The sequence below is a fragment of the Mariniphaga sediminis genome (assembly GCF_003573545.1).
In the GTDB taxonomy this organism is placed as follows: Bacteria; Bacteroidota; Bacteroidia; order Bacteroidales; family Prolixibacteraceae; genus Mariniphaga; species Mariniphaga sediminis.
Genome location: NZ_QWET01000001.1, coordinates 332,133 through 357,236 on the forward strand (window position 1 = coordinate 332,133; position 25,104 = coordinate 357,236).

At 39.0% G+C, this 25,104-nt stretch carries 16 protein-coding genes; 15 read left to right on the forward strand and 1 reads right to left on the reverse strand.

All coding sequences use genetic code 11. The features are described 5' to 3' along the window. The first annotated feature begins 1 nt into the window (after position 1). From D1164_RS01155 to D1164_RS01220, 13 genes are all read left to right on the forward strand, one after another. Complete coding sequence (locus tag D1164_RS01155; protein WP_147371978.1) at positions 2-1,336, forward strand: hypothetical protein; 1,335 nt, start codon at positions 2-4, stop codon at positions 1,334-1,336. Continuing rightward, the gene (locus D1164_RS01160; RefSeq protein ID WP_119348096.1) at positions 1,333-2,709 is read left to right on the forward strand and encodes an FGGY-family carbohydrate kinase; all 1,377 of its coding nucleotides are present in this window, start codon (positions 1,333-1,335) and stop codon (positions 2,707-2,709) included. Before D1164_RS01155 ends, D1164_RS01160 begins: the two co-directional genes overlap by 4 nt. Before the next feature lie 71 nt (positions 2,710-2,780). Further along, complete coding sequence (locus tag D1164_RS01165; protein ID WP_119348097.1) at positions 2,781-3,566, forward strand: DeoR/GlpR family DNA-binding transcription regulator; 786 nt, start codon at positions 2,781-2,783, stop codon at positions 3,564-3,566. 71 nt (positions 3,567-3,637) lie between these two features. Then, positions 3,638-4,234, forward strand: coding sequence for a KpsF/GutQ family sugar-phosphate isomerase (locus D1164_RS01170; RefSeq protein WP_119348098.1), 597 nt, complete (start codon positions 3,638-3,640; stop codon positions 4,232-4,234). A gap of 33 nt (positions 4,235-4,267) precedes the next feature. Then, entirely contained in the window at positions 4,268-4,969 is a 702-nt protein-coding gene (locus D1164_RS01175; RefSeq protein ID WP_119347964.1) for a triose-phosphate isomerase, read from the forward strand. 43 nt (positions 4,970-5,012) lie between these two features. Continuing rightward, on the forward strand, positions 5,013-5,513 hold the full coding sequence (locus tag D1164_RS01180) for a secondary thiamine-phosphate synthase enzyme YjbQ (protein ID WP_119347965.1): 501 nt from the start codon (positions 5,013-5,015) through the stop codon (positions 5,511-5,513). Between the two features lie 641 nt (positions 5,514-6,154). Beyond that, a complete protein-coding gene (locus D1164_RS01190; RefSeq protein ID WP_172594288.1) occupies positions 6,155-6,706 on the forward strand; it encodes an RNA polymerase sigma-70 factor in 552 nt (183 codons plus the stop codon). A 64-nt stretch (positions 6,707-6,770) separates the two neighbouring features. Next, entirely contained in the window at positions 6,771-7,736 is a 966-nt protein-coding gene (locus D1164_RS01195) for a FecR family protein (RefSeq protein WP_119348101.1), read from the forward strand. A 228-nt stretch (positions 7,737-7,964) separates the two neighbouring features. Further along, a complete protein-coding gene (locus tag D1164_RS01200) occupies positions 7,965-11,402 on the forward strand; it encodes a TonB-dependent receptor (RefSeq protein WP_119348102.1) in 3,438 nt (1,145 codons plus the stop codon). A 19-nt stretch (positions 11,403-11,421) separates the two neighbouring features. Continuing rightward, complete coding sequence (locus D1164_RS01205) at positions 11,422-13,089, forward strand: RagB/SusD family nutrient uptake outer membrane protein (RefSeq protein WP_119348103.1); 1,668 nt, start codon at positions 11,422-11,424, stop codon at positions 13,087-13,089. Between the two features lie 220 nt (positions 13,090-13,309). Next, positions 13,310-14,764, forward strand: a complete 1,455-nt coding sequence (locus tag D1164_RS01210) for an alpha-L-fucosidase (protein WP_119348104.1) — start codon at positions 13,310-13,312, stop codon at positions 14,762-14,764. A gap of 126 nt (positions 14,765-14,890) precedes the next feature. Then, positions 14,891-16,387, forward strand: coding sequence for a glycoside hydrolase family 88 protein (locus D1164_RS01215; RefSeq protein ID WP_119348105.1), 1,497 nt, complete (start codon positions 14,891-14,893; stop codon positions 16,385-16,387). Between the two features lie 136 nt (positions 16,388-16,523). Then, positions 16,524-17,792, forward strand: a complete 1,269-nt coding sequence (locus D1164_RS01220) for an FG-GAP repeat domain-containing protein (protein WP_172594289.1) — start codon at positions 16,524-16,526, stop codon at positions 17,790-17,792. An 856-nt stretch (positions 17,793-18,648) separates the two neighbouring features. Here D1164_RS01220 and D1164_RS01230 read toward each other — a convergent pair. Next, a complete protein-coding gene (locus D1164_RS01230; RefSeq protein ID WP_119348108.1) occupies positions 18,649-19,674 on the reverse strand; it encodes a GntR family transcriptional regulator in 1,026 nt (341 codons plus the stop codon). Between the two features lie 190 nt (positions 19,675-19,864). On the opposite strand from D1164_RS01230, the gene D1164_RS01235 reads away from it, so the two are divergent. Both D1164_RS01235 and D1164_RS01240 read left to right on the forward strand, forming a co-directional pair. Further along, positions 19,865-22,921: a SusC/RagA family TonB-linked outer membrane protein gene (locus tag D1164_RS01235; RefSeq protein WP_119348109.1), complete on the forward strand. Its 3,057-nt coding sequence runs from the start codon at positions 19,865-19,867 to the stop codon at positions 22,919-22,921. 14 nt (positions 22,922-22,935) lie between these two features. Next, complete coding sequence (locus tag D1164_RS01240; protein WP_119348110.1) at positions 22,936-24,708, forward strand: RagB/SusD family nutrient uptake outer membrane protein; 1,773 nt, start codon at positions 22,936-22,938, stop codon at positions 24,706-24,708. The last annotated feature ends 396 nt before the right edge of the window (positions 24,709-25,104 follow it).

A 25,104-nucleotide genomic window follows, 5' to 3' on the forward strand; every position in this document is an offset into this window, starting at 1 on the left:
AATGATGAAAAACAATAGTGATAAGTTGATGGCTGGAGCAGCCACAACAGATATTACCCCGCAAGGTTCACAATTCCTTTTTGGGTATCCATTTGTGGAAAGGATGAGCGAGGGGGTAAACGACCCGTTACAAAGTTCAGCGCTGTACCTTTCAGATGGCACAAACCAGGCTATGTTTATCTCGAATGACATCATATTTATAAGCAAAGCATCAGCCCAACGCATCAGGAGGGTAATTTCTGAAGAAACAGGCATCCCTGCCTCAGTAATAATGGTTGCGGCAACGCATACCCATTCAGGACCGGTTACTGTCGATTATATCAGCAGCTCAAATGACCCAATAGTGCCGAAAGTTGACATGGAATATGTGCGCTATATGGAAGATAAGATTATTCAAACGGGCTGCACTGCCTTTCAGAATACGGAACCTGCCAGGGCCGGATTCCTGCTGGCTGATGGTACGGGGATAGGCACCAACCGTCACGATCCTTCCGGGCCGGCAGACCTGGATATTCCCGTGGTGTTGGTGAAAAATGAGAAAGATGAATACATTGCCGGGATGCTGGTTTGCAACATGCACCCGACCATATTGCACGAAGATTCAAAACTGTACAGCGGTGATTATCCCGCTTTTACCAGAGAGATATTGCAGGAGAAATATCTGAAAAATGAATGTCCGGTATTGTATTTTACCGGAGCCTCCGGAAATCAGAGCCCACGGCATGTGACAAAGGAAAATACTTTTGAAGAAGCCCGCCGGATCGGTGGAATTCTGGCCGATGCTATCGGGGCAAAGATGGAGGAAGGAGTTGAATTTTCATCCGACGTTCCTGTGGGATGCCTGCAGAAGTCAGTTGATTTGCCCCGGCGCCGGTTTCCGGAAGTGGAATGGGCAGAATCTCACCAGCAAAAATCGCTGGAACGATTTGAGTACTTAAAAAAGACTTCGGATAACGCACAGGAAATACGCACTGCCGAAGTGGATTGGTTTGGGGCGGAAGAATTACTGCATCTTTCCAGGCTAAATGCAAAAGGAGAACTTGAGGAGGTTTACAAGTCCTGCCTGCCTGCAGAAATACAGGTAATTGCAGTAGGACCATGGAATTTTGCCGCCTGGCCGGGCGAGATATTTATCGAATATTCCCTGGCATTAAAAGAGGAAGTGAAAAATACGTTCCTGATTACCCTGACCAACGGTGAATTACAGGGATATGTCGCTACAGAAGAAGCGGAAGCCAAAGGGTTTTATGAAGCATCGAATTCAATTTTCCATTATGCTTCGGGACAGATTTTGGTAGATGAAACAGCAACATTAATTAAATCAAAAGGAGAATGAGATTTTTTCTTGGGATAGATTTGGGTACCAGCTATTTTAAAGCCGGCATTTTTGATGAGGACGGCCGGCTTAAAGGACTGGGCCGCCGGTTTGTCAAAAAAGAAACAGGAGACGGCACCCTTTGCGAATTACCTGTTCCTGTTTTTTGGGGGACCCTGCGTGCCTGCATCGGCAGCGCAGTAAATGAGGCCGGCATCATTCCGGAAGAAATAAGCGCTGTTTCCTACTCTTCCCAGGCCAATAGTTTTATTTTACTCGATGAGAATGACAATCCGTTAACTCCGTTGATTTTATGGCCGGATGAAAGGGCGAAAGAAGTTTTCCCTTCCGGTTCAAAAATGTTTGATGAAATTGATTTTTTGGAAAAAACCGGGTTGGGAATCGATTTTAGTGCCGCGTTTGCTGTTGCTAAAATGACCTGGTTTCAGAAAAAACAACCTGAATCGTGGGAGCGGGTAAAAAGTGTACTTTCCATATCGGATTACCTGACTTTTAGCCTGACAAGAAAAAAAGTGGCTGATTTGAGTACTGCGTCGATGACCGGCCTGCTTGATGTCACCCAATGCCGGTGGTGGAAGGAATCGTTGAATCTGTTTTCTCTGAATAAGAGCATGCTGCCGACCCTCCGAAGAACAGGCAGCTTTGTCGGGACGCTGACAAAACCGGGAGCAGAACATACCGGACTTGCCGCGGGCATCCCTTTTTATCTCGGTGGCCTTGATCATCATTGCGCGGCTGTTGGCAGTGGAATCATTCAAAATGAAAACATTTGCGAATCCACCGGAACGGTGCTGGCTAGTGTTGGCTATTCCAATAAATATTCTGCTGATGCAGGTTGTTGCTCCGCTCCGGGAATGGATGCCGGTCATTATTTCCGGATGGCTTTTGACGACAACGGGGCGCTTGCTTTGGAATGGTACCGGAGAAATTTTGCCCCGGAGACGGATATTCCGGAATTGTTGGAAATGGCAAAAGAAGTGGAAGAGGGGAGTGAAGGATTGATTGCCAAACCGTGTGCAAATAAATATCAGGGGCTGAATGGATTTGAAAATGTTCAGCCGTTTCACGGACACGGCCATTTTGTGCGGGCCATTCTGGAGTCAACATCTGCAAGTTTGGAAAAGTTGATAAGCATTTTAAACCGCCATTTTTCAGGAAAGGTAATTTCTACGGGTGGAGGAGCACAAAGTAGTCTTTGGATACAGATTAAAGCGAATAAACTTAAAACCGATTTTTTAATCCCGGAATGCAGTGAAACAGCCTGTATGGGAGCGGCTATGATTGCGGCTGCGGGGTTCGAACAGACTAGCTCCCGGAAAGAATTGGCAGAAAAGTGGGTGAGGTACAGAAAAATAGTGAGGCCTGAATCATAGGGATTGAAACGCCTTGGGGAATCAAAGGATATTTGGATATTCAGCGTTGAAAGTTAGAAAAAAGAGATATAATGAAAAGTAAAAGAGTTAAAACGACAACACCGGAAATAAGGAAAAGAATCATTCTGAATCTTTTGAAGGATAACGATGTTGTTTCAATTCAGGAAATTTTTAAGGAGTGTAATGCTTCTGAGATTACGATTCGCCGCGATTTGTCGGAACTGGAGGAGAAAGGATTGCTCATCAGAACCCATGGCGGGGCAATTAAAAAGGACGCAGCGGAACACCTTTTTACCTTTAATAATAAAATGAGGCAGAATCAGGAAAACAAAGAATACATATGCAAGGTTGCCTCAAATTATATTAATGATAATGATATTATTTTTATTGATTGTGGTTCCACCCTTTCGTTTTTGTCAAAGTATATCTCGAAAAAAGAATCATTAACAGTCATTACCAATTCTCTTCCAATCGTTTCTGAACTTATTAATCATGTGAATATAAAGCTGATACTGGTAGGAGGAGAAGTGGTTAATGAGCGAAAAGCGGTTTATGGTCCGGCAACAGAAAGAAGCATCCTGCAATATCATGCAGACAAAGCTTTTATTGGTGCCGATGGAATTTCATTGTCGAAAGGTTTAACTTCTTATGACGAAAAAGAAGCGGCCATTACATTGAAAATGGCTGAAAATTCGGATGAAGTATTTTTGCTTTGTGATTCCACAAAAGTGGAAAAAAATTCATTTGTCAGGTTTGCTCCGCATACTGTATTAGACTATGTTATTACCGACAAAAATCTGGATTCCCGCTATATATCAAAATACCAAAAGAATAACATTAAGCTTATTAATGAATAAAATTCGGGGGAAGGTACTGTCTGCCAAAAGGCAGGCATTTGTGGCCCATAGGAATTAAAAAGAATATACAGATGAAAGAAAAATCACTAACACTTGCGAGAGAGTCTTTAAAGACGGAGGCCCGGGCGATATCCGATATTGAGGATTACCTGGACGAGAAAAGTTTTGAAAAAGCAGTTGATGTCTTGAGTGCCTGTGCGAAAACAATTACCTGCGCGAGCGGTTCGTCGGGCATTGCGGCAAAGAAGTTTGCCCACTCATTGTGCTGTATCGAACGGAATGCACAGTTTCTTAGTCCTGCCGAAGCGTTGCATGGCGGCATGGGGTGTATCAAAAAAGGAGATGCTGTTGTAATGGTTTCGCGTGGGGGCAAAACAGCCGAACTGCTCCCGATTGTTGATGTATGCAACAAAAAGGAGGCAATACTGATTGCCGTTACAGAAAATCTAAATTCGCCCCTGGCCGAAAAAGCACAGGTTGTTGTGCCCCTTAAAATTGAAAAAGAAAGCGATAAATACAATGTGATGGCTACAGCCAGCTTTATTGCCACTGTAGCTGTTTTTGATGCCATGCTGGTCGCCATTATGGAAGAAACAGGTTACCAGCTGGAACAATTTTCTCTCATCCACCCCGGAGGGGCGGTGGGTAACAGACTGAACCAGCCATAATTTTAATGAAATGAATATTTTAAAAAGTAAAGTATGTACAAAGGATTAACGATAAAGCCGCCATTTTTCGAGATCGGCCCCAAAGCTTTTATGTACGGGGAGCGGATACTGAAGCTGGCGCTGGCTGCCGACAAAGCCTCGGAAAAATATGATGTGCGCATCATTTTTACCCCGCAATATACCGATATCCAAATGCTGGCGGAAGCCACGCAGCACCTGCTGGTGTTTGCCCAGCACATGGACCCTCTGCCCGTTGGCAGGGGACTGGGCTCAGTACTTCCCGAAGCGGTAAAGGCAGCAGGGGCAGTGGGGGTAATGCTCAACCACGCCGAGCGTCCCATGACGGTTTCGGATTTAAACAAAGCTATCAAACGGGCCGACGAGGTTGGCCTGGTCTCCATTGTTTGTGCCGACACGATTGAGGAAGCAGAAGCGATTGCCCGTTTTTCGCCCAACATCATAGTGGCGGAGCCGACCGAACTGATTGGTACGGGCCAGCCCAGCGACAGGAAATACATCATGGAAACCACGGCTGCCATCAAAAAAGTCAACCCGGAAATACAGGTTTTGCAGGGCGCGGGCATATCCAACGGCCAGGATGTGTATAACGTGATAAAAGCCGGGGCAGATGCTACCGGCACCACCAGCGGTATTATGAAAGCAAAAGACCCGGAGGCCATGCTGGATGAAATGATCCGGGCAGTGCGAATGGCATGGGATGAAGTTCATAACTAAAAAACATAAAGTATAACGTAAAAACTAAAAGGAGGAATAAAAAATGAAAGTTTACAGAGGAACCATTGAAGTACAATCAAAAGACCACCGTCCGGATTTTCATAACGTAACGGAAGAGGTAAAAAAAGTCATTGAAGACTCAGGTGTAAAAAACGGGATATGCGTGGTGTATTCGCATCACACTACCTGCTCGGTGATGACGCAGGAGTGTTCCCACGACCTGAATTACTTTGGCCGTGAATTTTTGCAGCAGGATTTGAACAATATCATGGAGCGGTTAATCCCAACGTGCAGGACAGAAGGACAGTATCTGCATCCGGGCCCGAAACACATTGATTTTGCCCTTTCTATTCCGGGAGAAGAGGCCAAAGGCAGCCTGAACACGGATGCACATTTGCGTTCGGTGTTTTTCGGACGTTCAGAAACAATCCCCATTGTAGAGGGAGAATTATCGCTGGGTGATTTTGGGTACATCTATTTTATTGACTGGGACCAGGTTCGCGAACGTAAAAGGGTTTGTGAAGTACAGATTTTGGGAGAATAACAAGAACTATTTCCGGAGGGGACAAATCATCGCAATGTGTTGATACATTGTTTTTCCGGCAATCCGGGGAGTTGTTAAAAAAACCGATGGAAGCTCTCTTAAAAGCTGGAAATCAATCAGCCACTTGTTCGTTCCTTCCGGCCAAAGCCAAAAATCAAAAAAAGAATTTGCCGGAGTGTTACATAACATTCCGGCGTCTTTATTTTTACGGTTTATTAGCCCTGTTCAAAAACACAAATTTTCAATCCCATTTTACATTGACCTTCATTTGAAAAGTATAAAATGAAAAGCTGTATGCCACATTCTTATTTTTTTAGGAAAACGCACTTACGCGGATTGTCATCTGCGTGGAACCCTAAAATCGTTTTCCCCTTTAAGTTTGTTGAACGTACTTCAGGGTTTTAGAAGTAAATAGAAAATCAGTTTCATAGGAGCAAAGAGAAACGGTCTTTTACATAAAAAATGAGCTCATAGAATTTTATCATTCTTTGTTTTTTATAGCTTTGGCAACATAATGGTAGATGTATTTAAAATCTGAATTTGTTTATGTTTGTTCCGGAGATATCTGAAACAGCTTATAAATTTATGAACTTAACCAGTACTTATCTGAGAATATGAATTCTGAAGAAAGCATATATAAAATGATAAGAGGATTGATTGACGATGATAAAAAGTCATTCGACGATTTATACTTTTATTACTATCCGAAATTATATGCCTTTTCAAAAACTTTTTTGAAGGTAGAAGATGATATAAATGACATTCTTCAGGAAGTTTTTATTAAAACGTGGGATAATCGGAAAAAGATTAAAGATGTAGAGACGTTTAATGCCTGGATATTCACCATTACAAAAAATTCAGTGGTTACTTATTTTCGGGAAAAAATACGGCAAAAGGATTTCGAAAGCAGGGTGAGGAAGATGGCTGTCGGAGAGTTGGTTTTTAATGATAGCCTGGAGTACAAGGATTTGAAGGAAAGGGTAGATCAGCTTGTCGAACAACTTCCTGAAAAACGTAAAATGATTTTTAAACTCAGCCGGGAAAAAGGTCTGTCGAATCGGGAAATAGCAAAAAAATTGGAGATATCCATCAAAACGGTTGAAGACCACATGTTGTACTCACTCAGGTTCTTACGGAATAATTTAAAGGATTTTGAGGTTTTAACTCTTCTGTATATTTCGCTTTTTCTGTAATTTTTTTAGTTGGGAGCAAGGGTAACAACTTGTTTTGGCGTATACCTGTTGTAAAAGTACATTCATGTATCGTTTATTGGAAAAATATTTTAGTGGAAAATGTACCGGGGAAGAATACCAGGAGGTAGTTTCCTGGATAAAGGATCCTGCCAATGATTTATTTCTTGGCGGCGCCCTGAAAGAAAAATGGAAAGAGAGTCTTGAAAAGGATAATAAGATACAGCCTGACGAGCAGTTGCTCGATTCTATTCATCATCGCATTGCGTTAAAAGAGCAATCCAAACGGTTAAGGCATATTCGTATTTACAGGCAATTATTAGTGGCTGCAGCTGTGTTAATAATTGGGTTGGTTATTCATATTTTATTTTTTAGCGGCCCTTCATCGCCACGGGATATTATCACCCACAATGTGACCGTTCCTTATGGCGGTAAAACAAACATTTCCCTTCCGGACGGTTCTGTGGTTTGGATAAATTCCGGTTCTACATTCAGTTATCCAACAGAATTCAAAGATGAACGAGTGGTGGAAATAAATGGGGAGGCCTTTTTTAATGTGGTGTCCATGGCTGAACCTTTTATTGTAAAAAGCAGTTTTGGAGAAGTAAAAGTGCTGGGCACGGAATTTAATATGAAGGCCTATGAAAACGAACCTTTTGAAACTACTCTTGTGAAAGGGGCAGTTCTTTTTACCGGTAAAAATGGGAAAGAGATAAAATTGAAACCGGGAATGCAGGTGGTGGTCGCAGGAGGTATTTTTGAATCCGGGAGTGTGGATACGGAGTTATTTACTTCCTGGAAGGAGGGAAAACTTATATTTAAGGATGAACCGCTGCAAAATGTTATTGCCCGTTTGGAGAGATGGTATAATGTGGACATTGAACTTAAAGACGATCAGATAAAAAATCTAAAATTTAACGGTACCATTGAGATGGAGACATTCAGCGAAGTACTGGAGCTGATCAAGGTAACAACGTCTATCAAATACTCTTTTGACAGGGAAACACGTGTACTGACAATTGCTTCAGATTAAATAAAATATTGAGAATGAAATTTATTATGTCATGAGATGCACGTATGATGGATGCTAAGTTTCATCCGATACTTATTAAAAATGAACAACCAAAATTAGATAAACTATGAAAACTAAAATATTCTTTTTTGATTCTTCCTAAAAATGAAAAAAGGTGGAAACTGCCATTTCCACCTTTTAAAGACCCATTCTTAAAATAAGTATAAGTCTAATTTCTAAAACAAATGTATGAAAAATATTAAAATTTGGTATGGTGAGAATTCATACTACCAATTGGTGAGAAAAATGAAGATAACCGGTTTTTTGCTTTTTGTCACAGTTGCCTCCTTATTCGCAACAGAAACATATGCACAGATAACCAAACTGAATCTGAGGGCAGAGAATGCTGAAATAGCCGAAGTTCTGCAAAAGGTAGAGAAACAAAGTGAATTTCGTTTCTTTTACAATGAAAGAGTAGATGTCGGGAAAAGAGTTACGATTCATGTAATAAATAAGACTGTCATTGATATACTTGACGAAGTGCTGGAGGGTACTGGAATCAATTATAAAATTATGGGACAGCAGATCGCATTGTTCAACAGGGATAATCCTTTTAACTGGATATCGCAGCAACAACAACGAACTGTTTCCGGTAAAGTTACTGACTCTGATGGCTTGCCTTTACCCGGTGTTACAGTAGTAATTAAAGGTACTACCCAGGGCACGGTAACCAACGCTGACGGGGAGTATTCGCTATCCAATGTTTCTGAAAATGCTGCACTGGTGTTTTCGTTTGTGGGAATGCGGAGACAGGAAGTGGTTGTTGGGAGCCAAACGAGCATTGATGTTGAAATGATGGTTGATGCCATTGGAATTGAAGAGGTTGTAGCAATTGGCTATGGAACGAAAGAAAAAGGGGCAGTAACAGGAGCTATATCTACTGTATCTAACGACTATTTTGAAAAAAGACCAATAACTAATACCCTCACTGCGCTGCAAGGAGCTTTACCTGGTGTAACAGTTCTTCGGGGAAGCGGTAGACCCGGAAGTGATAATTATTCACTTCAGATTAGAGGGATATCGTCAATAGGAGGAAATAAGCCCCTCATATTAATTGATGGAGTTCCCGGAGATTTTAATTTGCTTAATTCAAACGATATTTTAAATATTTCTGTATTAAAAGATGCTGCTGCCTCTATTTATGGAGCACGTGCTGCAGATGGTGTTGTGCTGGTAACAACAAAAAAAGGAAAGAAGGGAAAACCAACCATCTCTTATTCGGGAAATGTTGGCGTTAAAACACCAGAATTCTTGAAACGAATGGCAAATACTATGCAACTGGTTGAAATGTATGACGAAGGAATGGAAAATATTAATGGAGTACGGGTTCCTGAATCAGTATTTGAAAAAATTAGGGCCAACGCAGAGCCTGACCCTGTAGGGTGGTTATGGCCCACTAATCCAGGTTTTTACCAGAACACTGACTGGACTGATGAGATTTATGGAAATGGATTTCAACAGATGCATAATGTAAATATTTCAGGAGGAGGAGAAAATAATACCTATCTCTTTTCTGCGGGATATAATAGTGATGGAGGAATTATGAACTACGGAGAAAATGTATCTGACAGATATAATCTTCGTATGAACTATGATTTCAGAATCTTTGACTGGTTGAATTTGGAAACAAAAAATAGTTTTGACAACAGGCACATTTCTGAACCAACTGCTTTACCCAGAGCACTGCATACAACTCCAAGAATTTGGAGTTTTATCCCTGTTTATAATTCAAAAGGTCAGTATTATCAATTTCGCGGATGGGCAAACCCCGTGCAGCAATTGGCAGAAGCTGGTAATTCAAAAAATAATTATTCTAAGTTTTCAACTAACATTAAGGCGGATACACGGATAACAAAAGATTTGAAATTGATTACTCAAATGGGGATTATTCTGGGTAACGGCGATGCCTCTACTACAAATCCTACTTATCCCTACTATGATTGGGATGGAAATATCACAAATTATAACAATAATCCTAATTATGCTTCTTACCACAATTCAAAAAACTATTACGGGCTTTATAATGCATACTTGGAATATACTCGATTTTTGTTTGAAGAGCATAGGCTGAATGTGATGGTGGGTGCATCACATGAAGAAAATAGGTATAGTTCTCAGTCAGTTGAAGGATCAAATTTTTCCAGTAATGAATTGTTTACACTAAATCTTGCCGATAAAACAAAAGCTGAATATATAAGTCTGAATGGGAGTGATTCACAATGGACTTTAAAGTCATATTTTGCAAGGTTAAGTTATGAACTCCAAAGAAAACTTTTTATTGATTTTACCTTAAGGATTGATGGGAGTTCCAAGTTTGCTCCCCAAAAAAGGTGGAGCTCTGTTTTTCCTGCTGCATCGGTGGCCTGGAGTTTGTCTGAAGAAGATTTTATTAAAAATTTGGGGATTTTCAATAGCCTGAAGTTGAGGGGATCATGGGGACAAACAGGGAACCAGGAATTAAGTTTTGGTAATTATGACTATATCCCATTGGTAACTTTAACAGGGGTCTATCCTTTTGGAGTACCTAATGTTGGACAGACTAGTGCAGTATCTTCAATAGCATCCGAATCTCGAACATGGGAGACAATAGAAACTTCAAATGTAGGCCTTGATTTTGCTTTTATACAATCAAAATTGACTGGAAGTTTTGATTATTTTATCAAGTCAAACAATAAAATGTTGGTAAACATAAAATTACCCGCAGTACTAGGAGGGACAGCTCCAACACAAAACCAAGGGAAACTTCTGACTAAGGGGTGGGATCTTTCATTGAGTTGGCATGATACTATTGGAAAATTCAAATATAGTATTACGACAATCATAAGTGATAACAAAAATAAACTGATAGAACTCGGAGGTAATGATACGTATTCTGAAGGTCTTGTCAAATTGCGCCAAGGGTATTCCCTTAATTCCTATTTTGGTTATGTCGACGGTGGTATAATCCATGACGAGATTGAGTTAGCTAACTATCAGAAGTTAGGTAATATCCCCGCAAATATTGGGATTGGAGATATGATGTACAAGGATATTGATGGTGATGGTAAGATTACTGCATTTGGTGATCCAGCGCAGGGTACTAAAGGGGATATGGTTTATTTGGGTAATATGATGCCACGTTATACCTATTCGTCTAATATTAATTTGTCGTATAAGAATTTTGATTTTAGTGTCATTTTTCAGGGAGTTGGCAAAAGACAAGGAGTTAGGTCGGGAGATTTTTCTGCTCCATTTAAGTACTGGTGGTATCAACCAATGGAATATTTTTATGGAAAAACATGGACTGTTGACAGGCCAAATGCTCCTTATCCAAGAATAATACCAGGTGGTAAGGGCTCTGATGAATTGCGTAACTGGAATTGGTTCAGAGTATCCGAGCGAAGAGTTGTTGACCTTTCATACCTGAGAGTAAAAGTTTTGACACTTGCATATAATTTACCTGAAGCAGTTTGCAATAAATTAAAAATGCAGAATGTAAGGATTTATGCGAGTGGTCAGGATTTGTTTACCTTTTCAAAAGGAACATGGGGCAGGTCATTTGATCCTGAGGAAACATGGGAGCGCTCAGATGAGCAAACGTATCCGTTTACCAAGATTATGTCATTAGGGTTGGATATAACATTTTGAATATTAAAAAAATAAAAATATGAAATACAAAATGATTTATAGAAGTCTTATAGCATTCATACTTTTTACTGGGTGTTCGCAAAACTTGGATTTAGCACCATTAGATACAATTTCTGATGCTACTTTTTGGAAAACAGCTTCAGATTTTAAACTAGGGACAAATAATTTATATTTGTCATTACCCGTTTTCGATAGGGCAGATTTGGAATCAGATATAGCATTTACTTACTCGAATCCAATTAGTAATGGAACTTATCAGACCACAGAAACCAGTGGCCTGTGGAGTACACCTTATGTTTATATTCGTCGTTGTAATAACATTATAGAAAAGGCAGATTTGTTTTCAGATGATGCAGAAATACAGCGATTTGTTGCTGAAGCTAAGTTTTTCAGGGCTTTTAACTATTGGAATCTTTTTAGGTTGTATGGAGGAGTCCCTATAATTACCAAGGTTCTTGATACAGACAGTGAAGAATTATATACCGAAAGAGCCGGGAGAAAAGAAACCGTTGATTATATTTTAAAAGATTTAAAAGAGGCGATTGAATTTCTTCCGGAACAAAGTTCATTGTCCGCTACCGATATTGGCAGAATTACTAAAGGAGCTGCCAATTCATTACGAGCCAGAATTTCTTTATTTGAGGGAACATGGAATAAATATCACAATGAATCAGGTGCAAATGAGTACCTCGATATTGCAATTAGTGCGTCTCAAAGTGTTATCAATAGCTCTCAATATGAACTTTATTCCGGCAAAGGGAATGAAAGTTATCGTTATCTTTTTATTGAAGAGGGGGATGAATCAGAAGAAGCAATTTTAGATCGTCGTTATCAAGTTGATGTCTTTGCTCATCAATTTCCTTATGTGCTTGATCAGTCGTGTTATCCTCCTACAAAAAAGTTGGCCGATATGTATCTGTGCAAAGATGGATTACCCATAACGAAATCTGAATTGTTTAATGGATATGGGACCATGACTTCTGAGTATGAGAATCGTGATCCAAGAATGTCAATGACCATGATTATTCCGGGAACGAAAACGAATCGACCACTTTACACTGACCCCGTAATAAACTATCCCTTTTTCCCGCAAAGAGTTGGTAATACCGGTTACATTTGCTATAAATACATGTCAGAATTGAAATATGACAGGCCGAGAGATAATAGTAATGATTACGACCTTCATGTGATAAGATATGCTGAGGTACTCTTAATTTATGCAGAGGCAGTGTTTGAAAAAAATGGAGCAATTTCTGATGCTGATCTCGATAAATCTATAAATATAGTTCGAAACAGGGTTGATATGCCTCCTTTAACAAACCAGTTTATTATGGACAATGGACTTGATATGAGAGAGGAAATTAGGAGAGAACGAACAATTGAATTGGCATTGGAAGGTTTTAGATATGATGATCTAAGACGATGGAAAATAGCAGAAACTGAGATGCCACAGACAATTAAAGGAATTAATATTAAGGTGCCAGATTGGCAACAGGCGTTTCTTGATGACGGTGTGAAGAATCTTTATGCAGATGAAGCCTGGCAAAGTAATACAGATGAAAATGGATTTATGATATCTGAAAAAGCATCGGGAAGATATTTTGATCCGGAAAAACACTACCTTAGACCTATACCAACTAAAGAAGTGTTAATAAATCCAAATCTGGAACAAAATCCAGGATGGTAGATTATAGATTATATCAAGACCGTGTGTTGAACTTCAAATGAAATTGATGTTTATCCCGGTCTTGATTTTGGTTCGCAAAAATATTTTGTAATCATAGTAGCAAATGTACCTCAAAATAGCCTGTTCTATCTTTCTTCCTGAACAAGGTCTCTGTAGGTAAATTTCTAATGATTTGATGATTATGTGTTTTGTAATAACTAATTATTAAGATATACAGGTCATGAGGAACTTCATTCTTCTACTGTTTTTATTCTCTTCTGCATGTAGCAAGATTAATATACTCCCTCCTTCGCCAGTTTATCCTTTACCTTCAGTACATCAATTAGAATGGCAGGAAAAAGAATTGTGTGCTTTTGTTCACTTTACAGTAAATACTTTTACCGATAAAGAATGGGGATATGGAGATGAGGATCCGAACATATTCAATCCAACTGAATACAATCCTTATCAATGGGCAGAGGTGCTGAAACAAGCTGGTTTTAAGGGAGTCATTCTTACCGCTAAGCACCATGATGGCTTTTGCCTTTGGCCTAGTAAATATACTAACCATTCTGTAAAGAATATAAGTTGGAAAGAGGGGAATGGGGATGTGGTACGAGATTTAAGAGATGCATGTATAATGAATAATTTGGAGTTTGGTGTATATCTTTCACCTTGGGACCGTAACCATAAAGATTATGGTACCCCTGCATATATCAATTATTATCGAAAACAATTATATGAACTGTTATCTCAATACGGACCTTTCTTCGAAGTTTGGTTTGACGGTGCTAATGGAGGAGATGGATTCTATGGAGGAGCATATGAAACGAGAAAGATTAATGACCAGGATTATTATGATTGGTCGTCAACTTTTTCAGTGGTGAGAGGGTTCAACCCAAAAACAATTATTTTCGGAGATGCCCGGGCTGAAAGTGATGTTCGTTGGTGTGGCAATGAAAAAGGATTTGTTGGCGAAACAAATTGGAATATGATTTCTCCTGATAGCCTCAAGGTTATAGGAAAAGAATTCAAACAACGGGCACAGCTTTTAAATGTTGGAGAAGAAAACGGTACTGCTTGGATTCCGGCAGAAGTGGATGTTTCAATTCGCCCAGGATGGTTTTATCATGAAAAGGAAAATAAGCAGGTGAAAACGGCTGACGAGCTATTCGATATTTTTTTGTCTTCAGTTGGGCGGGGGGCTAATTTATTACTAAATGTTGCACCTGATAAAAGAGGACTTATTCCTGAACCAGATGTTCGGTCTTTGCTCCTCTGGAAGAAAAAGATTGATGAAACATTCTCAAAAAACCTTGTGTCTGTGGCAAAGGTGGAGGTGGATTCGTATCGTGGAAAGTCAAATCAATTTGCGGCAATAAATCTTGCTGATGGGAATAAGGAAACCTATTGGGCTACTGATGATAAAATTACATCCGGTTCAATCGAATTGGATTTCAATGGGCCACAACTGATTCAGTATGTGCTAGTCCAAGAATATATTAGATTAGGGCAACGAGTAAAGTCATTTAGTATTGAAGTGTTTGCGAACGGGCAATGGGAAGAGGTTGCAAACGCTACTACCATTGGATACAAGCGAATTGTAAGGTTTGAGCCTGTTGAAACTGAGAGGCTAAGGGTGAACATTAAAGATTCGAAAGCTTGTCTGGCTATTTCAAATATAGAAGTGTATTAAAAATTGGATCAATAATTATTGAAGATTTCGAGGCCGTAGAAATGGATAACTTGTCTGTTTGAGAAGAAAGAGGAATGGCAAGTTGTTGGTCCTCATTATAAAATAGAATGATAATAAATATAAAAAATGGAAAGAAGGACTTTTGTTAAATGGTTTTCGTTATGCAGTGCCGGTATGCTGATGACCCCGTTACATGGATATCCACTGATTGAATCTAAGGGAGATGGCAGTTTTAAGCGAGTGATTACCAAAGTTATTTCCTCAGACAGGATAATGCCCCCGGAAGGGAAGAGAGTTCCATTTGGATGGCCTGCTGTTGGTATTGCCCCCGGAGCATCTGTTATCTTGAAACCGGAGAAAAAGTTAGCCGGAAAACATTTTTGGTTGCGACTGTCTGTTGCGATGGAAATTTGGGACATCAATCTTTTGAAGGTAAGTATTCCTGAAGTGGGAATCTGTTTAGGGACAATGGACATTCGTTTCTCTTCTGTTCTTGTCCCTTATGAACTGAAAATTGATGCAAAACACATTGAACACATTAACCGTTATGGATTGAAAATTACGCTGGATAGTCCCTCGCCGCTTTGGGTATTCAGCGAAAAAGCCCGGGATGCTGATAACAGGGCATTTCTTCCCTATATTCTTGTGTCAGATGAAGAATCTGGCACAGAGGAAGATTTTTTCCAGTGCATGGAATCACTTAACACAGTGCAGGCTTTTGGCTGGCGCGAAGGCACAGTACTTGATGGCTTGTGGCAATTGTATGCACAAAAAGGTCATAATAAAGCATTGGAAACCATCAAACAACATCTGAACCTCTTTTTTGAAGGGGGCAACCTTCATTATGAGACAGGGGCAAGCAAGCCAAAGTTAAATGAGGTGGACGGGATTGAATCGACCATCCCCTTTGCCACAGTGGCGCGGCTGGATGCAGGGCATCCAATCCTCAAAACAGTTGTGGAAGGATGGACAAAGCTAAAGAAGTCCAATGGAATGATTGTTGATGGTTCAACGATTTCAGCAGAAGGTTGTTATACGGTAGCTTACCCAATGGCCGTTATTGGTAAAGCCTGGAACGATAAAAAGTTAATGAAGGATGCCTTGGAGCAATTAAAGCATCGTTTTGCGCTATATACCGACAATATTTTATATCTCCGGTATCATAATACTTCAGGTAAATATACTTTTCCGAACTGGGCACGTGGCGCTGCCTGGAATTTACTGGGTTTTGCACGCACAATGAGTGAATTAAATGGAGCAATGGAAGATAAGGAAGTAATTCAAAAGTTTCAGGAAGGAATAAAACTTGCCCTTTCCATGCAGCGTAGCAATGGACTGTGGGGATGTTTTATGCACAAGCCAGATAGCCTGCCTGATACTTCCGGATCGGCAGGCATTGCCGCCGCTATTTTGATAGGCATAAGGAATGGACATCTTCCTGAGGAGTATCGACAATACGCAAATAATTGCTGGAATGCGCTTCAGCAATATATTACTCCCGATGGATTTTTGAAATCTGTAGCACAGGACAACCGGGGTGGGATTGAAGTTCAGGAGAGTGACTACCGGGTGATTGCGCAGATGGGAATGGGACTTATGGCACAATTGTATGCAGCCATGTAAGGTTGTATGGAAATGGAAAAGTAGCATTATTGCACAATCGCACTTTGTTAGACATTGGATCAAGTATTGTGGCGATTTGTTTTACTCCTTTTTTTAGCTGCTAATATTGTTGATGAGGTATTTAAAATTTGGAAAGATGAAAAAAGTAATTGAATTGAAATATTTAGTTTTTGGATTAGTCGTTCTGACGTTTCTGGTTTCATGCAGCCAGAAGAATGTTCAGCCCGAATTTTCCTTTCGGCATCATTATATAAACAATAATCTTCCTACCGGTTGGGTGAATGGTGTCCAGTCTCTCGCTGACTATGATAATGACGGTGATCTTGATATGACGGTTGGTTCAAAACATCGTGGTCTTTTTTTATTTATAAATAATGGTACATCATGGGATACAATAACTATTGGTCGCGTTCCATTTACCAGTTTAGCCACCGCTTCAATGGATGTGGATGATGACGGGATGATTGATTTAATCAGTGCCGGTGTCTGGTACAAGAATGAAGGGAAACATAATTTTTCAATGTATTTCTATGACCCGGACTTTATCCAGGGAGAGAAGCCGGAAAAGCCGTTAACCATCCATGATATGGTGGTGGCAGATATTAACGGAGATGGGAAAAATGATGTTGTAGCAGAAAGTGAAGATGCCGGTTTCTTTTGGTATAGCACAAACCCACTACCTAGTGAACTTTGGAAACGAACAGTGATTGATCCGGACCATACAAAGTATAAACCAACCATACACGGTGGTTTTTCTCCGGGAGGGATTGGAGATCTGGATGGCGATGGTGACCTTGATATTTTTAATGCTGTTGCATGGTTTGAGAACCAGAACAAGGGGAAAAACTGGGTGAAACATCCCATGGAATTCCCGGAGCTTTTTGGTGGCGATTTACCTTACGGGAAATCAACCCGCAGTGTTGTTATCGATTCAGATGGTGATGGAGACAATGATATTATTTTTAGCGAATGTGATGACATTCATGCTAAAATTGGCATTATTGAAAATGTGAATGGTGATGGAACAGAGTGGGAACTTAATTTGTTCCCGTTAAAGGCAGAGGGAAAAAGGTGTTCTTTGCATTCGCTCGGCGTTGCTGATTTTAATAATGACGGATTCCTTGATGTTATAACTGTTGACCAGGAAGATATGATGCCCAAAGATACAACGCTACATCCACCGCGCTGGTATGTTTTTTCAAATGTTGGCAATGGCTGGGAGGAACAGGTATTGTTTGACATTGGACTTGGAGGCCATGATATCATTTCAGGTGATGTAGATGGCGATGGGGACCTGGATCTGGTCAGCAAGGTCTGGAATCCATGGAAGAAAAGTGCAAACAAGGGGCGCTCTCATGCTGACTTTATTGAAAACCTGACTGTAGATAAAGTATTAACAAAATAATTATAGCAAGAGAGGGGATTAGACTATCCGGGAATGCATAAGTTTCCCAAAAACCTTTATTTCGTTTAAAAAAACAGATTATCCTTTTGGTGTATGACGGATAAATAAGATTACATAAGATCTACGTAATAAAAAACCTGTAAATCAATTAATCTACAGGTTTTCTTGTTTTTTGCTATTTTTTCTGTCGGGGTGAGAAGATTACATTTCAATCCCTAATATGCCTTTATATCAATGATTTACAACGTTGTCAAAAATGTGGTTCACCGTTTAGTTCACATCTGTTAAAAAGAACGAATTATTGCCCACAAAGTTAATAAGAATTTACAGATCGAGAAATTATTACCATATGTTTATTTTTCCATGCGCCATGAAGGGCATAGGCAGTAAAGCATATCCACGGTTTTGCATCAGAATACCTAATGTCATGGTTCCCAGAGTTAGGGAGTTACCAAGCGTTCAGTAACAGGTTGAACAGGCTGGGAGGAGCTTTTACCGGGCTTGTTGAAACCCTGCTTTCAAATTTTCAGCCTGATGATTGCCTGTTTGACCAAAGCTTATTGGACTCCATGCCAATCATAACCTGTTCAGACAAGGTTTCAAGGGAGATAACAGACAAGAGATATTGCTCAACCAAAAAAAATGTATTACTACTGGCTAATGTTGCACCAGCTGGGCTTTCGGCGTATTGGAAAACTGACTCATTCGAAACACTTGTTACAAGTTCTATCTAGTTTGTCCTTTAACGACAATATGTGCACAATATTTCAGTAGTTTCATCAGGGAGGAAGCTGTCAGATAATAAATCCAAGGAATGAAGGTTTTGAATTGTTTGACGTTTAACTGTTGGACAGATTTAAAAAGTAGTTCGGCGGATAAGATGAAAATCACACCTTATTTTTTTGAATGATTTTGTTTTGATCATTTCGGCCGCCAGTTCCCCCATCTTTTTAAAATCGGTTGAGAGGACGGTTAGACCGTTCAAAACAATTTCGTTGACAGGGGATTCATTATAGGAAATAATTCCGATATCTTTACCTATGACACATCCTTTCAGTCTAGCAGCTCTTGCAAGTTCTATCAGTTCAATATCCAGCTGGCTGTTTAATATCAGGTACACCTCTTGTGTATGTATTTTTTTGATGTCAATCTTTTTGTGAATTTTAAACGGGATATTGTTATCGGTACTGAATTTTTTAATTCCCTGTTCAATCAAAGGGGCATACATACTTCCCGGCATGGAAATAATATTGAGCTTTTTGAATTTTTTTAAATCATCAATTCCCTGCGAAAGCCCTTCGTATATATCTTTCTCAAAATCCTGGTAAATGGCTCCAAAATTTCCGGAGAGTTTGTCAATATATCTGTCCAGTAAAATTAGTTTCCGGTTAGGAATTTTTTTCAGGATTTTAATTACCTTTTTTTGAATTTCCGGGTTTAAGGGGAAATGGGGGGTAACAATATAGTAATCGAAATTGTCCAGATTCTCTTCGATGAAATCCCGAAATAACTCGAAATCCTGGTTGTGCAGGCGGATGGTTATCTCTGCAGTATCGCCAGCAGTAGAAAGGAACGAGCTATATAATATCTGTTTGTAAGTGCTGATTTTATCAAAAAGGAGCAATATTTTTATTTTGTTTTCACCATTGTTCGTCACATAAAAGCCTTTCCCCTGGGTTGATTCAATAAATCCTTTTTTTCTGAGGATGGAATACGCTTTTTTTACTGTCTCTTTTGAAATATGAAGATCATCGGCCAACGCATTCATCGAAGGTAAAAAATCTCCTTTTTTGTATTGATTTGTATTGATCAATTCTTGAATAACGTCAATAATCTGCTTGTAGACAGGAATTTGTGAGTTCAGGTTAATTTTTATTTCCATATAATATTATTTTAAATTCCATTGAATTATTTGGAATGATTGTAAATAACACAATATTATTTAATTGCCTTCTAGCTATCTAAAAAACTTCTTATCTTTGCACCACACTACACCACACTATAATTTTGTTAGGTTTGATGTGGTGTGGTTTTAAATGCAAATATAGTTAAATCTTAAAACTAAAAAATGTATGAAAAAAGAATCTAAGCTAAATGATTTAAGACGGTCAATGTATCAACTGATGGTCGTCATTATTTTAACATTGGCAGGCAGCTTTTGTCTGACTGCTAATGCCCAAAATGTAACGGTTTCCGGAAGTGTTAAGAACACGGAGGGGGAACCTATTCCGGGAACAACTGTTGTTGTTAAAGGGACAACCACAGGCACAATAACCGATTCAGACGGAAATTATTCCATCAACAGTGTTCCTGATGATGCAACGCTGCAGTTTTCATTTGTAGGGATGAAAACTCAGGAAGTTGTGGCTGCCGGAAAAACAAATATTGATGTGGTAATGGAAGAAGAAGCGATAGGGATAGAAGAAGTGGTTGCTGTAGGTTATGGTTCTATGAGAAAAATGGATGTGACAGGGGCTATCGCTTCAGTCGGGAGGGAAGATATTTTATCAAATCCTTCAATGAATGCAGTTCAATCCATTCAAGGAAAAATTCCCGGGGTAGATATTTATTCTACTGGACATAAACCTGGAGATGCACCTTCTATCAGGATAAGGGGTAATCGTTCAATAAATGCATCAAATAGCCCATTGTATGTGGTTGATGGAATTGCTTTTGAAGGAGATCTAAGAGATATTAATTCATCAGATATTGTATCCATAGATATTTTGAAAGACGCTTCTGCTACTGCGATTTATGGTTCAAGAGGAGCAAACGGAGTTGTTCTAGTAACAACAAGAAGAGGAAAGGAGGGAGTGGCAAAAGTAAGTTACGATGGATATTATGGTATAGAAATAGATAATAAGTTGAATATGATGACAGGGGCTGAAATTGCAGAATTTAGAAGAGAGTCTCGGCGTAATGCGGGGAGATACGATTCAGATAGTCCTGTTTTAGAACTTGATGAGAATATGTTTTATTATCCTGATAAATATGTTATTGAGTCGGTGTCTGCAGGTTATGACGAGAATGGTACCTATAACCCGAGTAAAGTTAAATCATATGACTGGATCGACGCTATTACACGACTGGGAAAAATTCAAGATCATCAAGTAAGTATTCTTGGGGGCAATAGTAAAACGAAAACATCCTTTTCTGCTGGGTATTTCGAAAATGAAGGTGTGGTTAGAGGATATGGATACTCTAAATATTCATTACGTTTAACAATCGATCAGAATGTGAAAAGTTGGTTTAAGTTTGGTGGTTCTATTGCGAGTTCCTTTAACTTAAAAAAGGAACCAAATGGCGCTCCATTTTCTGTCGCATCAATTACGAATCCGCTAAATCCTTTCTATGATGAAAAAGGAGTTCTGCAACTGACTCCTGGGGGGGAAATTATGCCTAATGCTTTACGTATGGCACAACATGATGTAGCAGAACATAAGGCTAAACGATTTTATGGAAGCTATTTTGCAGAATTTAGGATACTGGAAAGCTTAAAATATAGAATAAATTTTGGGCCAGATTACAAGACAGGACGAAGTGGGTATTTCAATAGTTCAAAGGGTTCTTTGATGGGGGCAGACCCTAGAGCTTCGCAGTCAACTTTTAATCAGTTTCATTTCACTTTAGATAATTTGATTTATTTTGATAAGACATTTAAGAACATTCATAAGATAGGGATAACTGTCTTGCAAAGTATTGAAGAATTTAAATTTGAGAGTATGAATGGTGCTGTCATCGGTCTGCCATATGAATATCAAAAATGGTTTAATTTAGGTACCGCAACATCTATAACAGGATTAGGCTCGAATTATAGTCAATGGAGATTGTCTTCATTTATGGGGAGAATAAATTATAATTTCAAAGAAAAGTACTTGATTACATTAACAGGAAGATATGATGGTTCTTCTCGATTAGCTGAAGGTCATAAATATACATTCTTCCCTTCTACCGCAATATCTTGGCGAATCAACGAAGAGCCTTTTATGAAAAGTATAAATTTGTTTGATAACTTAAAATTAAGGCTTGGATACGGGGTGACAGGGAATACTGCTATTAGCCCTTATGCAACACTTGGGTCTTTATCACGAGTTGTTTATGCCAGCGGGGACAATGGTTTTTTGGGATATGCCCCAAATGCTTTAAGCAACACAAAATTGGGGTGGGAAAAAACTTCTCAATATAATTTAGGACTGGACTTTAGCGTATTTAGTAGTAGATTTTCTGGATCTGTAGACATATATAGACAAAACACAAATGATCTATTGTTGTCTAGGGCGTTGCCGATTGCTTCCGGCTTTTCGAGTGTTATGGAAAACATTGGTTCAACGAGAAATTCCGGACTCGAAATTTCATTAGCCGGCATCATATTAAATTCGCCTAGTGGATTTAAATGGAGTACAGAAATAGTGTTTTTTGCTAATAAAGAAGAAATAGTTGAACTGTATAGTGGAAAAGAGGACGATATTGGAAATAAGTGGTTTATAGGACATCCAATAAATACTTTTTATGACTACAAATTTGATGGGATTTGGCAAGATACGGATGCAGATAAAGCACTAATGGCAAAATATAATGAGAATGGAAGTAATTATGCGCCTGGAGAGATTAGAATATATGATAGAGATGATAATGAGACAATTAATGCAGAAGACCGAATTATATTGGGGACAGCAGTCCCTAAATGGACGGGGAGCTTAAATAGTAGAATAGAATATGGAGGGTTTGATTTTTCATTTTATGCTTATACACGGCAAGGACAAATGGTAATCAACACAATTAATGCGCAATATGAAGGGCGTTACAATTTTTTAGATGTTGATTATTGGACTCCTGATAATCCTAGTAATTCATATCCTAAACCAGTTGACGGTAGAGCAACACCATTGAACTATAGTGCGAAGTTGTATGAAGATGGATCGTTTATTAAGTTGAAAACGGTAACACTTGGTTATACACTTCCTGTCAATGTAATTTCCAAAATTAATATGAGTAATTTTAGAATCTATATTACTGCGCAAAATCCTCTCATGTATACAAAATTTACTGGTATTGATCCTGAAGGGGCTTCAGGCACCATTTATCCTAGTACAAAAGCGTTTATGTTTGGTGTTTCAACGTCATTTTAATAAATAATTGAATTATGAAAAAACAAGTATTAAGAATAACAATATTATCTGTTTTAGTCCTACTTATAACTTCTTCATGTGAAAAATTTTTAAAGGAGGAATATGTCTCAGGTATTGGTTTTTCCTACTATGATAGCGAAAGTGGTATTGAAGACTTAGTTAAGTCAGCTTATGTTCCATTGAGGGCTTGGGGAGGTACACAGGAAGGATTAAAATTGAGTAACCATGGAACTGATATATGGGAATATACTAATGTTTCAGACGGAAATGAATTTCATATGTATACCTCATCGCTTAATCCATCTAATGGAAATTTCTATTCAATATGGGGCGCTTTTTATCAAGGAATTAGCAGGTGTAATATTGCTATAAGCAGAATCCCCAAAATTGAAGATGTCATGGATGTATTAAGTACAGAAAGTGGAAAGAACCAGCGAATGGGAGAAGTAAAATTTTTACGGGGCTATTATTATTTTATGTTGGTGCAAATGTTCGGTAAGATACCGTTACTAATAGAAGAAAATATTGGTGTTATGACTGAGATGTCAAGGGCAGAAGTTTCCGATATTTATGGGGCAATCATTTCGGATTTGCGATTTGCTGCCAAATACCTTCCTGAAACGCAGGATCAAAAGGCTCGCCCAACACGATCAGCGGCACAGCACCTTTTGGCAAAAGTTTATCTGACAAGAGGTAGTGCTGTATCCGAAGAACGCGGACAAAAATCTACGGATATGGATAGCGCTGCTTACTACGCAGATAAAGTGATTGAGTATAAGGGGGAATTGTTGGATGATTTCAACGATGCTAGGCGGGTAGATAACGAAGACAACAAAGAAAACTTGTTTTCTGTACAATACACGTCTAATAAGCTTTATGATGGCCTTGGCAACAGAATGCATTTATTTTATACGATGCAGTATATGACAGTGGGGGGGCTTGGATTAAGCCTGGATTACGGTGAAGCGTGGGTGCGTTTACGCCCTACCGACTATCTATATGATCTTTTCGAACTTAAATACGATAGCAGATTCTATAAATCTTTTAAAACAATTTATTTTTGCAATTTAGAATCTACGATACCGAAATGGACGTCGAATAATGCACCAAGTGTTGATTTGGTGGGACAGTCCAAATTTGGGATAGGAGATACTGCTCTGCTTTTTTCTATGAATGTAAATGCAAAAGACTCTGAAATTGAATCAAAGTCATATACATGGAGGCCGAGGAATAAATTTACGAATCGTGTTTTTCCTTGTTATCAATATCATCTGGATCCTTTTAGAACCGCAGCAACTGACAAATATGGTACTTTGGATTTCAAATTAATGTGGTTAAGTGAAACATATTTAATAGCAGCGGAAGCATATGGGAGGCAAGGAAATTATAGCAAGGCTGTAGACTATATAAATGTTGTAAGAAGGAGAGCTGCTTATAAAGAGGGAGAAGCAAAACCCTTTCAGTACGTTTTAGATGGGGGAGAGCCAAGTGAGCTAACAAGCAGTGCTGTAACTGATATGGAAATTTCAGAAGATCAGATCAATAGCCTTGATAAGCTTCGTGATTTTATTCTTGAAGAACGAGCAAGAGAATTATGTGGGGATAATGAACGTTGGTTTGATTTGGTTAGAACCGAAACATTTTTCGATAGAGTCGTTAAATACAATAAGGAATGCTCTAATGCGGTACGACCTTATCATAAATTGCGACCTATTCCGCAAAATCATATTGACAGACTTACCAATGTTGGTACTATCCAAGAGGAACAAAATGAAGGATACTATTAATATTAATAGAAGTCAGAATGCTATTCTGGCTTCTTGTTTTTTTGTATGTCACAAAGTCTATTGTTTCGGGTAAAAAGAAAATATTGTTTGTTGCTTTGAAAACGTTTTAGTGTAAGGGTTTGTTTGTGAATAGTTTTAGCAATTCAGCATTTCTTTGGGCCATTGAAGTATGTGGTAAGAGTACATTCCTATAGCAATTTTTCGGAGAAACTGAAACGATGAGTTTTTGGAAGTAGATCAGTTGTGCAAAACGAATACTTTCGATTATGTTTCTATTTATTGGACCAGGATACTTTAATATTAACCTACAATTTTTTTGAAACCTGGCGTGGATGCTTTGGGAAAAGTTCTTATGACTAAATTCATGAAGATTTAGGTGTTTTGTTAGAATTTATA